The 14,394-nt window shown below is 60.5% G+C and carries 12 protein-coding genes; all 12 read left to right on the forward strand.

Features of this window, described 5'->3' with window-relative positions:
• The first annotated feature begins 10 nt into the window (after positions 1 to 10).
• The 12 genes from carB to rpe all read left to right on the forward strand — a co-directional run bounded on the left by carB (position 11) and on the right by rpe (position 14,373).
• Positions 11 to 3,352: a carbamoyl-phosphate synthase large subunit gene (carB, locus tag QKB66_RS02080; protein WP_414252585.1), complete on the forward strand. Its 3,342-nt coding sequence runs from the start codon at positions 11 to 13 to the stop codon at positions 3,350 to 3,352.
• The gene (pyrF, locus tag QKB66_RS02085; RefSeq protein ID WP_248090406.1) at positions 3,336 to 4,187 is read left to right on the forward strand and encodes an orotidine-5'-phosphate decarboxylase; all 852 of its coding nucleotides are present in this window, start codon (positions 3,336 to 3,338) and stop codon (positions 4,185 to 4,187) included. Before carB ends, pyrF begins: the two co-directional genes overlap by 17 nt.
• A gap of 279 nt (positions 4,188 to 4,466) precedes the next feature.
• The gene (gene mihF, locus QKB66_RS02090) at positions 4,467 to 4,787 is read left to right on the forward strand and encodes an integration host factor, actinobacterial type (RefSeq protein ID WP_005531652.1); all 321 of its coding nucleotides are present in this window, start codon (positions 4,467 to 4,469) and stop codon (positions 4,785 to 4,787) included.
• 8 nt (positions 4,788 to 4,795) lie between these two features.
• A complete protein-coding gene (gmk, locus tag QKB66_RS02095) occupies positions 4,796 to 5,365 on the forward strand; it encodes a guanylate kinase (protein WP_061922273.1) in 570 nt (189 codons plus the stop codon).
• A 40-nt stretch (positions 5,366 to 5,405) separates the two neighbouring features.
• Entirely contained in the window at positions 5,406 to 5,708 is a 303-nt protein-coding gene (gene rpoZ / locus QKB66_RS02100) for a DNA-directed RNA polymerase subunit omega (protein WP_061922276.1), read from the forward strand.
• A 187-nt stretch (positions 5,709 to 5,895) separates the two neighbouring features.
• Positions 5,896 to 7,113 carry a bifunctional phosphopantothenoylcysteine decarboxylase/phosphopantothenate--cysteine ligase CoaBC gene (coaBC, locus tag QKB66_RS02105; protein WP_248091260.1) on the forward strand — a complete coding sequence of 406 codons (1,218 nt, stop codon included), beginning with the start codon at positions 5,896 to 5,898 and terminating at the stop codon, positions 7,111 to 7,113.
• A gap of 134 nt (positions 7,114 to 7,247) precedes the next feature.
• Positions 7,248 to 8,480, forward strand: coding sequence for a methionine adenosyltransferase (metK, locus tag QKB66_RS02110; RefSeq protein WP_248090403.1), 1,233 nt, complete (start codon positions 7,248 to 7,250; stop codon positions 8,478 to 8,480).
• A gap of 11 nt (positions 8,481 to 8,491) precedes the next feature.
• Complete coding sequence (locus QKB66_RS02115; protein WP_414252586.1) at positions 8,492 to 10,528, forward strand: primosomal protein N'; 2,037 nt, start codon at positions 8,492 to 8,494, stop codon at positions 10,526 to 10,528.
• 106 nt (positions 10,529 to 10,634) lie between these two features.
• A complete protein-coding gene (gene def, locus QKB66_RS02120) occupies positions 10,635 to 11,144 on the forward strand; it encodes a peptide deformylase (RefSeq protein WP_414252587.1) in 510 nt (169 codons plus the stop codon).
• A 50-nt stretch (positions 11,145 to 11,194) separates the two neighbouring features.
• On the forward strand, positions 11,195 to 12,157 hold the full coding sequence (gene fmt, locus QKB66_RS02125; protein WP_414252588.1) for a methionyl-tRNA formyltransferase: 963 nt from the start codon (positions 11,195 to 11,197) through the stop codon (positions 12,155 to 12,157).
• Complete coding sequence (locus tag QKB66_RS02130) at positions 12,154 to 13,653, forward strand: RsmB/NOP family class I SAM-dependent RNA methyltransferase (RefSeq protein WP_414252589.1); 1,500 nt, start codon at positions 12,154 to 12,156, stop codon at positions 13,651 to 13,653. Before fmt ends, QKB66_RS02130 begins: the two co-directional genes overlap by 4 nt.
• A 54-nt stretch (positions 13,654 to 13,707) precedes the next feature.
• Positions 13,708 to 14,373 (forward strand): ribulose-phosphate 3-epimerase, encoded by a 666-nt coding sequence (gene rpe, locus QKB66_RS02135; protein WP_239238952.1) that lies wholly within the window; start codon positions 13,708 to 13,710, stop codon positions 14,371 to 14,373.
• The last annotated feature ends 21 nt before the right edge of the window (positions 14,374 to 14,394 follow it).

Consider the following 14,394-nt stretch of genomic DNA (forward strand, 5'->3'; position numbering starts at 1 on the left):
TTAGAAGCTTATGCCAAAGCGCAACGATGTAAACCACGTCCTGGTTATTGGTTCTGGCCCAATTGTTATCGGCCAGGCCTGCGAGTTCGATTATTCCGGCACCCAGGCTTGCCGCGTGCTGAAGGAAGAAGGCCTGCGTGTCACGCTGGTCAACTCCAACCCGGCAACCATCATGACGGACCCAGAATTCGCGGACCACACCTACGTGGAGCCGATTGACCCTGAGTTCATCGAAAAGATCATTGTTAAGGAACAACAAGAAGGCCACAAGATCGATGCGGTGCTTGCAACCCTGGGCGGCCAGACCGCACTGAATGCTGCGGTGCAGCTGGACCGCGCAGGCATCTTGGACAAGTATGGCATCGAGCTCATCGGCGCCGACATTGAGGCGATTGAGCGCGGTGAGGACCGCCAGAAGTTCAAAGACATCGTCGAGTCGGTCGGCGGCGAGTCCGCGCGTTCCCGCGTGTGTCACAACATGGACGAGGTGCACGCGACCGTCGCCGAGCTCGGCCTGCCGGTAGTCGTGCGTCCGTCCTTCACCATGGGCGGCTTGGGCTCTGGCCTGGCTTATAACCAGGAAGATCTCGACCGCATCGCAGGCGGCGGTCTGGCTGCTTCGCCCGAGGCCAACGTGCTCATCGAGGAATCCATCCTCGGCTGGAAGGAATTCGAGCTGGAGCTCATGCGCGACGGCGACGATAACGTCGTGGTCATCGCCTCCATCGAAAACGTCGATGCCCTGGGCGTGCACACCGGTGATTCCGTCACCGTTGCTCCGGCTCTGACCTTGACCGACCGCGAGTACCAGAAGATGCGTGACCTCGGCATTGCGATTATTCGCGAGGTCGGCGTTGACACCGGCGGCTGCAACATCCAGTTCGCCGTCAACCCGGTTGATGGCCGCATCATCGTTATTGAGATGAACCCGCGCGTGTCTCGTTCCTCCGCGCTGGCTTCCAAGGCCACTGGCTTCCCAATCGCGAAGTTGGCCGCCAAGTTGGCAATCGGCTACACCCTTGACGAGGTACAAAACGACATCACCGGCGTTACCCCTGCGGCATTCGAGCCGACTTTGGACTACGTCATCGTCAAGGCACCACGCTTTGCATTTGAGAAGTTCCCGGGCGCTGATGACACCCTGACTACCACGATGAAGTCCGTTGGCGAGGCCATGGGCATCGGCCGCAACTACATCGCAGGTCTCAACAAGGTCATGCGTTCCTTGGAGTCCAAGCAGCATGGTTTCTGGACCCGCCCGGATGAGTACTTCGCCGGCGAGCGGGCGACGGACCGGGATGCAGTGCTCAAGGACCTGGAGCGTCCGACCGAGGGCCGCATGTACGACGTAGAACTGGCTTTCCGCCTTGGCGCTAGCGTCGAGCAGCTCTACGAGCACTCCCAGATCGACCCATGGTTCCTTGCTGAGCTCAAGGCCTTGGTTGACTTCCGCGAGGAGCTACTGAATGCGCCGGTTCTGGATGAGCAGCTGTTGCGTGAGGCGAAGTTCTATGGGCTTTCCGACGCCCAGATTGCCGCCCTGCGTACCGAGTTCGCTGGCGAAGATGGCGTGCGTTCCCTGCGCTGGTCGCTGGGTATTCGCCCGGTCTACAAGACGGTCGATACTTGCGCTGGCGAGTTCGAGGCGCAGACCCCGTACCATTACAGCTCCTACGAGCTGGACCCAGACGCAGAGTCCGAGGTCAAGCCGATGCCTGCCGATAAGTTGGGCAAAGTCATCATCTTGGGCTCTGGCCCGAACCGCATCGGCCAGGGCATCGAGTTCGACTACTCCTGCGTCCACGCAGCGTTGGAGCTGTCCGAGCGCGGCTACGAGACCGTCATGGTCAACTGCAACCCGGAGACGGTCTCTACTGACTACGACACCGCTGACCGCCTGTACTTCGAGCCGTTGACCTTCGAGGACGTTATGGAGGTCTACCACGCTGAGGCCCAGTCCGGCCCGGTTGCCGGCGTCATCGTTCAGCTAGGCGGCCAGACTCCGCTGGGCCTTGCAGAGCGACTTACTGCGGCGGGTGTTCCAGTCGTCGGTACCTCCGCTGCGGCAATCGACTTGGCTGAGGACCGCGGCGAGTTCGGCAAGGTACTGGCAGAAGCAAAGCTTCCAGCGCCAGATTTCGGCACCGCAACCTCCTTCGAGGAGGCACGTTCTGTAGCCCGCGACATCGGCTACCCAGTCCTGGTTCGTCCTTCCTACGTGCTCGGCGGCCGTGGCATGGAGATTGTCTACGATGAGGCCTCCCTGCGTGACTACATCGACCGCGCAACGGAAATCACCTCCGACCACCCGGTATTGGTGGACCGCTTCCTCGACAACGCAATCGAGATTGACGTGGATGCTCTCTGCGATGGCGAAGAGGTCTACTTGGCCGGCGTCATGGAGCACATCGAGGAGGCCGGCATTCACTCCGGTGACTCCTCCTGTGCACTGCCACCGATGACCTTGGGCCCTGAGGACATCGACAACGTTCGCCGTTCCACCCGTGCGCTAGCTAAGGGCATCGGTGTGCAGGGCCTGATGAACGTGCAGTACGCGTTGAAGGATGACACGCTGTATGTCATCGAGGCGAACCCGCGCGCATCGCGCACCGTGCCTTTTGTTTCCAAGGCCACCGGCGTGCCGCTGGCTAAGGCTGCAGCTCGCGTTATGATGGGCGAGTCCATCGCTAATCTGCGTGCAGAAGGCATGCTGCCTACCGAGGTTGATGGTGGTTCCTTGCCGCTGGAGCACCCGATTGCGGTCAAGGAAGCTGTGCTGCCTTTCAACCGCTTCCGCCGCCCAGATGGTACGTTGCTTGATACTTTGCTCTCTCCAGAGATGAAGTCCACGGGCGAGGTTATGGGCCTAGCAAGCAACTTCGGTGCGGCTTTTGCCAAGGGCGAAATCGCTGCCTTCGGCCACTTGCCGACTGAGGGCACGGTCTTCGTCTCCGTGGCTAACCGCGACAAGCGCACCCTCATCTTCCCAATCCAGCGTCTGGCCTACATGGGCTACAACATCGTGGCTACCGCAGGCACCGCGCAGATGCTGCGCCGCAACGGCGTGGAGTGCGAAGTAGCGGTCAAGGTCTCCGAGGCGCAGGACGGCCAGGAGTCCATTGTTGACCAGATTCTTGCCGGCAAGGTCGACCTCATCCTCAATACCCCGGCTGGTTCAGACAATGCACGCCACGACGGTTACGACATCCGCGCGGCGGCTGTTTCCGTGGGCGTTCCGCTTGTTACCACTGTCCAGGGCGTTACCGCTGCGGTCCAGGGCATCGAGGCGCTGCGCATCGGCAACGTTGAGGTACGTGCACTGCAGGAGCTTGAGCATGACGCAAAGCAGTAGCACCTTCGGTGAGCGGCTCGTCTCTGCCGGTGCCGAGCGCGGCAGGCTGTGCGTGGGGATCGACCCGCATGCGCATCTGCTGCGTGCTTGGGGCTTGAATGACGACGTCGATGGACTGCGGAGATTCGCACGTACTTGCGTGGAGGCATTCGCCGAGACCGTCGCAGTGGTTAAGCCGCAGGTGGCCTTCTTCGAACGCTTTGGGTCTGCGGGCTTTGCGGTGCTGGAAGAGACCTTGCGGGACTTGCGTGAAGCAGGTTGCTTGACGCTTGCCGACGCCAAGCGCGGCGACATCGGCTCCACAATGGCCGGCTATGCCGCTGCATGGCTTAGCGATGATTCGCCGTTGTCCGCGGATGCAGTGACCGTCTCTCCATATCTAGGAGTCGGTTCGCTCCAGCCGGTGTTTGACCTGGCGGAAGAAAAGGGCAGGGGAGTCTTCGTTCTGGCTGCAACTTCCAACCCGGAGGCTGTGGCGTTCCAGTCCATCACGGACGAAGAAGGCGTGACGCTGGCGCAGGGCGTGGTCAACCAGTGTGCCGCGCTCAATGCCGCGTACAAGGCCGCAGAACGTCCGGGCAACGTCGGCGTCGTAGTGGGTGCCACGCTTGCGCAGCCGCCTGTCCTGGATGAGCTGAACGGCCCGGTTTTGCTGCCGGGCGTCGGTGCCCAAGGAGCTACTGCGCAGGACGTGAAAGTAATCACTGCGGCGGCCCCGCAGTTGGGTTTCGCCAACGTTTCCCGTTCGGTTCTTTCCGCAGGCCCGCAGGTTGTTGACCTGCGTGAAGCAGTGAAATCTGCCCTGGCAGAGGCCACCGAAGAGACCGCTTTTTAAGGTTATGGCGCGGCCGATTATAAGGCCCGCCATTTACCTGGTATTTTGAGAAACGCACCGCGATGACGTGCAGGAATTCCGCACAATACGGACCCAAATAATGTCATCGCGTAATCACCAGTGCTAGGATTGCCTGAAGTCGGTTCGCGCCGAGCCTGTGACTAGTGGTTTTAGTCGTTTTGCTCGGCACTGCGGGATTTTGATTCCCGTTATCGCGACCGGATTCTGGTAAGACTTACTGGACGGAAATTATCAATCTAATGAAATCGGAGGAAACCCGTGGCCCTTCCAAAGTTGACTGATGAGCAGCGCAAGGAAGCTCTCGCAAAGGCCGCTGAGGCCCGCAAGGCTCGCGCCGAGCTCAAGGCTGCGCTGAAGCGCGGCGAAACCAACCTGAAGGACGTTCTGGACAAGGCTGAGACTGACGAGATCATCGGTAAGACCAAGGTCTCCGCTCTCCTCGAGGCTCTGCCGAAGGTTGGCAAGGTCAAAGCTAAGGAAATCATGGAAGATCTCGAGATTGCTCAGACCCGTCGTCTGCGCGGCCTCGGCGATCGTCAGCGCCGTGCCCTGCTCGAGCGCTTCGGCTACGGCGAATAAGATTCGCGATGTCTGACGCAACTGCACGCGGTAACCTGGTCGTTCTGGCTGGGCCTTCCGCCGTGGGTAAGTCCACTGTGGTTTCGCGTCTGCGCGATGACGTCGATCAGCTGTACTTCAGCGTCTCAATGACGACGCGTCAACCCCGACCTGGTGAACAGGACGGGGTTGACTATTTCTTCGTTACTCCTGAAGCTTTCCAGCAGCGCATTGACGCCGGTGAAATGCTCGAATGGGCAGATATTCATGGCGGGCTCCAGCGCTCCGGCACTCCTGCACAGCCCGTTAAGGAAGCAATGGAGGCAGGCCGCCCCGTCCTCGTAGAGGTGGACCTGGAAGGCGCTCGCAATGTCAAGGCCGCACTGCCGGAAGCTAAGACCGTGTTCTTGGCGCCGCCGTCATGGGAGGTGCTCGTTGAGCGCCTGACCGGCCGTGGCACCGAGCCGCAGGACGTCATCGACCGTAGGCTTAAGACCGCACACGCTGAACTTGCCGCACAAGACGAGTTTGAGCACGTCGTTGTCAATGAGAATCTTGATGACGCCGTGGCAGCTATTAGTGCTATCCTGCAGGGATAGAACTAGATTTTGACCATTTCCAAGTGAAGTAAAGGTGCATGTGACTAACGTGACCACCCCTGCTAATGCTGAGGCCCCGAAGCCAGAGCCAGTGTTCGATCCGCCAGTGGGCATTACTGCTCCGCCGATCGACGAGCTCCTCGATAAGGTCTCGTCCAAATACGCTCTGGTGATCTTCGCCGCTAAGCGCGCGCGTCAGATCAACAGCTACTACCAAGAGCAGGATGAGGGTGTCTTCGAGTTTGTCGGTCCTCTGGTAACCCCTGAGGCGGGCGAGAAGCCGCTTTCCATCGCTCTGCGTGAGATTGAAGCTGGTCTCCTCGATCACGAGGAAGGAAAGTAAAAGCTTTCAAATAGCTTTGTCGGGCCCAGGTATCCTGCCGCCATCTTGGCGGGGGAGCCTGGGCCTTTTGGCTTCTTGCAGCCGCGAAAAGTTTCCGGGCTGTAGAATTGGCCGGGTGAATCAAGCGAACCTTCATTCTTCCGCACCTTCTACTGCATCAGAAGCATCCGCTCGGCCGCGCAATATCGTGGTGGGAGTAGCCGGTGGTATCGCCGCATACAAAGCTTGCCATTTAGTCCGTGACTTCAAAGAACATGGAGATAACGTCCGCGTTGTGCCCACTCAGGCGGCACTGCATTTTGTTGGCGTGGCTACCTTTGAGGCGCTTTCTGGCAACCCCGTGAGCACCACGGTTTTCGATGATGTGGATTCAGTCCAGCACGTCAATATTGGTCAGCACGCAGACGCCGTTGTTGTAGCTCCCGCCACGGCCGATGTTATCGCCCGCATCGCCGCTGGCCGTGCCGATGACTTGCTGACGGCCACGGTGCTGGTGGCTACCTGCCCTGTCATCGTTGTCCCTGCAATGCATACCGAGATGTGGCAGAACCCGGCCACGGTGGATAACGTTGCCACCTTGCGGCGCCGCGGAATCACCGTCATGGAGCCAGCACATGGCCGCCTCACCGGCCGCGATTCGGGCCCGGGGCGTTTGCCCGAACCAGAGCAGATTGCCGAGCTCGTGCGCACCGAGTTGGCGGGCTACCGTATGGGCCAGGGGCTTGCAGGCAAAAAGATCGTCATTTCTGCAGGCGGTACGCAGGAAAATCTCGATCCAGTGCGTTACTTGGGCAACCGTTCCTCCGGCCGGCAGGGCTTCGCGCTTGCCGAGATTGCCGCACAACGCGGCGCGAACGTCACCTTAGTCGCCGGTAACACGGAGAAGCTGCCTGTTCCGTCTGGGGCAAAGGTTCGCAACGTTGTTTCGACGGCGGAGCTACAGGCGGCGATGGAGGAAGAGGCGCGCGATGCAGATGTGGTCATCATGGCCGCTGCCGTTGCCGATTACCGCCCGGCACACATTGCAGAGTCAAAGATGAAGAAAGGTCAAGCAGATGCCGAGCTTTCTAGCATCCAGTTAGTGGAGAACCCTGATGTACTCAAAGGGATCGTCGCCAAGCGTGATGCAGGCGAGCTTAACCCCAATGCCGTCATCGTGGGCTTTGCCGCAGAGACCGGCGATGCCACCCGTTCCGCGCTCGATTTTGCCAAGGAAAAGTTTTTAAAGAAGGGCTGTGACCTCTTGATGGCCAACGAGGTTGGCGAGGGTAAGGTTTTTGGGCAGTCCGATAGCGAGGGCTGGATTTTAAGCCGCGATGCGGCGCCACAAGTGGTTGCTCACGGCTCAAAGCATGTGGTCGCGTCCCAAATCCTCGACGCAGTACAAGAGATAGTAAGCAACTAAGTTAAGGCCTAATTGATTTAATAGACCGCTTGGTCTATGCTGGCTAGTTGTTAAAGCTTGGGGCCAGAACCATGCATCGAACGCTAAAAGAGCTTTCGCTAGTTAAGCTTTTCTGTCTGCACTAAGGAATATCTGTGACTTTAAACCCTGCACCGGCTACCCGTTTGTTCACCAGCGAATCTGTGACTGAGGGCCACCCGGACAAGATCTGTGACGCTATATCCGACACCATTTTGGATGCGCTGTTGGAAAAGGATCCGAAGGCGCGCGTGGCAGTGGAAACCCTCGTGACCACCGGCCAGGTTCACGTTGTCGGCGAGGTTCGCACCACCGGCTACGTAGAAATCCCGCAGTTGGTCCGCAAGACCTTGACGGATATCGGCTTTACCTCCTCCGACGTCGGATTCGATGGCCACACCTGCGGCGTTAACGTCGCCATCGGCGAGCAGTCCCAGGAAATTGGCGCTGGCGTCGATACCTCTACGGAGGCCCGCGATCGTTCCGATGACTACGACGAGGAAAACGATACCGCCGGTGCCGGTGACCAAGGCCTGATGTTCGGCTACGCCACCAACGAGACCGATGAGTTCATGCCTCTGCCTATCGCACTGGCACATCGCCTTTCGCGCCGCTTGACCGAGGTTCGCAAGCAGGGCATCGTCGATTACCTGCGCCCAGACGGCAAGACCCAGGTGACCTTCGCCTACACCGACGATAACCAACCTTCCCACCTGGACACCGTGGTTATCTCCACCCAGCACGATCCCGAGGTTTCCCAGGAATGGCTCATGGAGCAACTGCGCGAGCACGTCGTGGAATGGGTCATCAAGGACGCCAAGCTCGAGCACTTCTACGGCGAGGACACCACGCTGCTGGTCAACCCTTCCGGCTCCTTCATCTTGGGTGGTCCGATGGGCGATGCTGGCCTCACCGGCCGCAAGATCATCGTCGATACCTACGGCGGCATGGCTCGCCACGGCGGTGGCGCGTTCTCCGGCAAAGACCCGAGCAAGGTGGACCGCTCCGCGGCCTACGCCATGCGCTGGGTAGCCAAGAACATCGTCGCTGCGGACTTGGCAGACAAGGCTGAGGTCCAGGTCGCCTACGCCATCGGCCGCGCGAAGCCGGTGGGCCTGTACGTCGAGACCTTCGGCACTGCGAAGCATGGGCTTGACGACGCCACGATTCAGGCCGCCGTTAACAAGGTCTTCGATTTGCGCCCGGCCGCTATTATCCGCGATCTCGACTTGCTGCGTCCCATTTACCGCCAGACCGCAGCCTACGGCCACTTCGGCCGCACCGACATTGAGCTGCCATGGGAGTCCACCGACCGTGCCGCCGCACTGCGTGAGGCTGCCGGCCTGTAGTATCAGAGCCTATGCCAGTTAGAACACCCGCCGCCCATAAACCGGTCGCGCGGGTGTTGCCTCTATTAGGCGTCGCTCACTTAGACCGTGGCTTCGATTATCAAGTCGACGAATCGCAGTCGGCTGCTGCTAAGCCCGGAGTGCGCGTGCGCATCCGCTTCAATGGCCGGCTGACAGACGCTATCGTTTTGGAGCGCCGCAATGACAGCGAGTTCGACGGCCAGCTGCGCTACCTCGACCGCGTGATTTCGCCCTATGCGGTCTACTCAGCTGAGCTTGCCGAACTTATCGAGTCCCTCGCGGCCCGTTATGGGGCGGTGCGCTCAGACATTATTCGCTCCGCGATTCCGCCGCGGCATGCCAAGGCAGAAGAATCCGACCTCGCGACCCCGTGGGAGGAGATGGGCGAAGCAGAAGAACCAGATCTTTCGGGGTGGTCGGCATATCAGCATGGTGAGTCCTTTGTGGACTCGGTATTGGCTGGTGGGCTGGCCCGCGCCGCATGGCAGATTGCGCCGGGTGATGACTGGGCGAGTGCCGTCGCGGCATTGGCCGCGAAAGTGGCACTCGGCGGCGGCGGCGTCTTACTCGTGGTGCCGGACCAACGCGGCGTCGACAAACTGGAAAAGGCTTTGCGAAAAGTGGTCGCAGCCAAGCAGATCACCGTCTTGGGCAACGCCACGGGCCCGCAGGCACGCTACCGCCGATATCTTTCCGCTTTGGTGGGGCAGGCGCGCATTGTGCTGGGCACCCGATCGGCGGCCTTTGCGCCGGTGAAGAACCTACGCCTGGCGCTCATTTTCGATGATGGCAACGACAACCTCGTCGATAACCTAAAACCCTATGTCCACGCCCGCGAGGTGCTGACCACGCGCTCGGCTAAGGAAGGCTGCAGTCTGATTCTGGCGGGGCATGCCCGCAGCGCAGAGACCCAGCTGCTGGTCGAATCTGGGTGGGCGCATGACCTGCTCGCTAGTGAATCCACGCTGGAAACACGGCGTCCTGCAATGACTGCGGTAGGGGCGTTTGGCATGCAGGTTGCGCGTGATCTGCAGGGCGGAACGACCTCGGTTACAGGGCCTGCCTTCCAAGCTGCGAAGCGTGCGTTGGACCGTGCACAGCCGGTGCTCGTGCAGGTCCCGCGGAAGGGCTACGCACCAATTCTGGCTTGCGGCAATTGCCGAGCCCCCGCACGCTGCCGCCACTGTAACGGCCCCTTGGGCCTTGCCGCCGATAGACGCGGGGGAGATACGCACCATGCCTCCTTGCCCACGTGTCGGTGGTGTGGCCGCATCGAGTCGAAATTCCGCTGTGTCGAATGCGGCTCGCCGCGGTTGCGGGCTATCGTACTGGGCTCTGAGCGCACGGCGGAAGAGCTGGGACGGGCGTTTCCGAGTACACGCATCGTTGTCTCGGGCGGCAACAAGGTCGTAGACGAGGTCGCAGATGAGGCGGCACTGGTCATCGCAACGCCGGGCGCAGAACCGGCCGTCGCCCACGGCGGGCACTACGGCGCAGCTTTGCTGTTGGATGCAGGCACGCTGCTCAACCGCCAGGATTTGCGCGCCACGGAGGAAGCTCTCTCTAAGTGGGCGTCTGCAGCTACCTTGGTCTGTTCGCACAACAAGGGCGGTGAAGTGGTCATCGCCGCTGACGGTGAACTGCCGGTCATTCAGTCCTTGCTGAATTGGGACATGGTTGGTGCCGCACGCCGTGAGCTGGCGGGGCGTCGGGAAGTGCGTTTCCCGCCAGCAGTGCACATGGCTGCGGTCGACGGTGCCGATGCCAGCCTGGATCACTTCATGTCTATTGCGGAGCTACCGGAAAACGTGGAGGTTTTGGGCCCCGTACCGTTGCCGCCGGGGCTGAGCCTGCCCGGCGAATATGACGAGCAGCGATTTGGGCCGCCGCAACGCGTACTGATTAGGACCCCGTTGGGCCCGCGTGCCCAATTGGGCAACGCCTTGCGTAAGGCCAATGCCGCCCGCAGCGCGCGCAAGGACGAGCTTCCGTTGCGCATCCAAGTCGATCCCATCCACATCGGCTAGTCCTTCCATACCCCGGTAGGCGGTGCCGGGGGATTGTTCCACTATTGTCGAGTGCAGCAAATAAATGAAGAACCTACGTGGATGAGGCGAGGAAGGCTCCTATTAAATGGCACTAAGAGCAATCCGCATGTACGGCGACCCAGTTCTCACCTCCCGTGCGGTGGAGATTGAGAAATTCGATGCTTCACTTGCAGCGCTAGCGGCAGACATGCTGGAGACTATGGACGAGGCAGGCGGAGTAGGACTTGCGGCGAATCAGATTGGCTTGACCAAGCGCATCTTTGTCTACGATTGCTCGCACGTGCAAACGGGTTTGCGCGGCGCAATCATCAATCCCGTGTGGGAGCCCATCGGACAGGCGACGCAGGATGGCCCTGAGGGCTGTCTTTCCATCCCTGGAATTTCTGAAAATACGGAGCGTTACGAAACCGTGGTTTTAAGCGGCCGCGATATCCGCGGTAACGCCATTTCTATGGTCGCCTCCGGGCTCATGGCGCGCTGTATCCAACACGAGACCGATCATCTCGATGGCGTGTTGTTCCTGGACCGGTTGACTAAGGAAAGGCGCAAGCAGGCCATGCAGGTAATCCGCAATTCTGACTGGTTTAATTCTTAAAAAACTACCTAGTATTTTTCAAAGCATACTTATAAAGGAGACGCCACAGCATGAAAATCATCTTCGCTGGAACGCCGGAACCGGCGGTCGTGGCACTGGAAAAGCTGATTGCCTCTGAACACGAAGTCGTCGCCGTACTTACCCGGCCGGATGCTCGCAAGGGGCGTGGGCGCAGCCTGCATCCGAGCCCGGTGAAAGAGCTGGCGCAAAAGCACGGCATAGAGGTGTTAACTCCTACCTCGCTGAAGCCGGATACCGAGGATGGAAAGGCGCTGCGTGAGCGCCTGCATGAGCTCGAACCGGCCGCGATTCCGGTGGTGGCGTATGGCAATCTGATTACACCGGACCTGCTGGATGTACCCGAGCACGGTTGGGTAAACCTGCACTTTTCTTTGCTCCCGGCATGGCGAGGGGCGGCGCCGGTCCAGGCAGCGATTGCGGCGGGCGATGTGCGCACGGGCGCTACCACCTTCCGCATCGATGAAGGCCTCGATACCGGTGAGATTCTCGGAGTCGTGGAGTCAGATATCTCGGAGACCGACACCGCCGATGACTTGCTGACCCGCCTGGCTTTTAAGGGAGCAGATCTGCTGGTTGAGACAATGGACGGTTTGGCAGCCGGCAGCATCACACCGCGCCCGCAGGAAGGCGAGGCCACGTACGCCTCCAAGATTGCGGTGGAGGACGCCCAAGTGGATTGGACGGCACCGGCTACCGTGGTGGATCGACACATCCGCGCGCATACTCCGGGGCCAGGCGCTTGGACGCTGCTGGATTCTCAGCGCGTGAAGCTTTCCCCGCTAAGCCTTGTCAAGGATGCTGAGGCTGGCGCGGCGCTTGCCGACGTCGTGCTCGAACCAGGTCAGGCGCACATCACGAAGAAGGCCGTATACGTTGGAACGGGCGAGGGGATTGTCAAGCTTGATCGCCTGCAACCCCCAGGAAAGAAGATGATGAACGCTGCAGACTGGGCACGCGGTCTCGGCGGCGCTAAAGAAGTGAGGTTTTCATGAGCGGCGGATTCCGTTCTCGTTCCAAGTCTGGAGACAAGCCTAAGGAAACGTCCCAGAATAAGGGGCGCGGTCAGTCTGGCAAACCTAATAAAGGTAATAAGCGGCCGGTGCGCAACAATGCGCGCGGCAGGAAAGAGAACCCATCCTTCGTGAAAGCAGCGCGCCGCGCGGGCATCGATGTCCCGCGCGCGGTTGCCTACGAGGTGCTGCGCCGCGTGCACAGTGATGATGCTTTTGCGAATCTCACCCTGCCGAAGGCGCTGCGCGTACACAAGTTGGAGGCCCGGGACGCAGCTTTCTGCACTGAGCTGACCTACGGTGCGTTACGCAGTGAGGGCGTGCTCGATGCCGTCATCGAAAAGTGCTCTTCCCGTGGGCTCGATGCCATCGCACCAGAGGTGCTCGACGCTTTGCGTTTGGGTACCTATCAGGTGCTTTTCACCCGCGTTGAGGCTCACGCTGCGGTTGATACCACCGTGCGCTTGGTGGAGGCCGCCGGCTTCGAGAAGGCGAAGGGCTTTGCTAACGGCATTATGCGTACGGTAACGCGCACGCCTTCCGAGAAGTGGTTGGACAAGCTCGCGCCGAGTGGCGAGGTAGCAGCGCTTGCCTTCAAGCATGCGCACCCTACCTGGATTGCGGAATCCTTCGCCCGCGTCGTCGGCTTGGGCGAGCTGGAGGCCGCCTTGGAAGGGGATTCGCAGCGCCCGATCGTGCACTTGGTGGCACGCCCTGGTGAAATCAGCGCGGAGGAGCTGGCCCTTATGACCGGCAACGAGGCGGGCAAGTATTCGCCTTATGCGGTGTACATGTCTGCCGGTGATCCAGGCGATCTGGAACCGGTCAAGCAGGGACTTGCCGCAGTGCAGGACGAGGGCTCGCAGCTTATCGCCCGCGCCGTAGCGGAGGCGCCGCTGGAAGGGGAGGATTCCGGACGTTGGCTGGATCTGTGCGCCGGCCCTGGCGGTAAGGCGGCGCTGATGGGTGCGCTGGCGCGTATTGAGCAGGCCACCGTTGATGCAGTCGAGGTCTCACCGCACCGCGCGGAGCTCATCAAAAAGACCGTGGCGGATCTCCCAGTGCGCGTGCACGTGGGCGATGGCCGCGAACCTGGCCTGGAGCCGGGCTTCGATCGCGTGCTGGTCGACGCACCGTGCTCCGGCCTGGGTGCTTTGCGCCGCCGTCCAGAGGCGCGTTGGCGGAAGGCCGAAAGCGACATTGCTGACCTCAATGAGCTGCAATTTGAGCTGCTCGAATCTGCGCTGCGGCTCGTCCGTCCTGGCGGCGTGGTGGTTTATTCCACCTGTTCGCCGGACCTTAGGGAAACGCGCGATATTGTGGACCGCGCCGTCGCCAAGCTGGGCGCAGAGGAACTCGACGCGCACACACTAATCCCAGACATGGGGGATGTGGGCCGCCACAAGTCGGTCCAGATGTGGCCGCACCGTCATGGCACGGATGCGATGTTCTTCGCAGCTTTGCGGCGCACGAACTAGGCGCCGAGCCGGTTTCGCGGCGAGGCGTCGCAGGGTAGGTCTAGACTATGGGGCATGTCTGCTCCGATTATTTCCCCGTCCATCCTCGCCGCTGACTTTTCCCGCTTGGGCGAAGAAGTGCGCGCCGTATCCAACGCTGATTGGATCCACGTCGACATCATGGATGGACACTTCGTCCCCAACCTTTCCTTTGGCCCAGACATCACTAAGACCGTTGACGCAGTCACGGACCAGGTGCTTGATGTGCATCTGATGATTGAGGAGCCAGAAAAATGGGTGGAGACCTATGCTGCAGCCGGCGCCGACTGCATCATTTTCCACGCGGAAGCTGTTGCGGATGTGGCAGCCAGCCTTGCCTTGGCGGAAAAGATCCGCGGGCTGGGCGTGCGCGCAGGTATCTCGGTCAAGCCGGATACCGCAATCGAGCCGTGGTTGGACAAGCTCGCCAGCTTTGATTTGGTGCTCGTGATGTCCGTGGAGCCGGGCTTCGGCGGCCAGAAGTTTATGCCGGAGATGCTCGAAAAGGTGCGAGCCTTGCGTGCAGTCATTGATGATGAAGGGCTGGCAACTCTCATCGAGATCGACGGTGGCATTTCGGCGGAGACCATCCGTGAATCAGCAATGGCTGGCTGCCATGCTTTCGTTGCCGGCTCTGCAATTTATAAGCAGGAGGATAAAGCTGGCGCAGTCGCGGAATTGCGCGAGCTCGCCACCCTGTAGAAGACCGTGAATAGAGCTTCG

It is taken from the genome of Corynebacterium sp. c25Ua_89, from assembly GCF_047459735.1.
In the GTDB taxonomy this organism is placed as follows: domain Bacteria; phylum Actinomycetota; class Actinomycetes; order Mycobacteriales; family Mycobacteriaceae; genus Corynebacterium; species Corynebacterium simulans.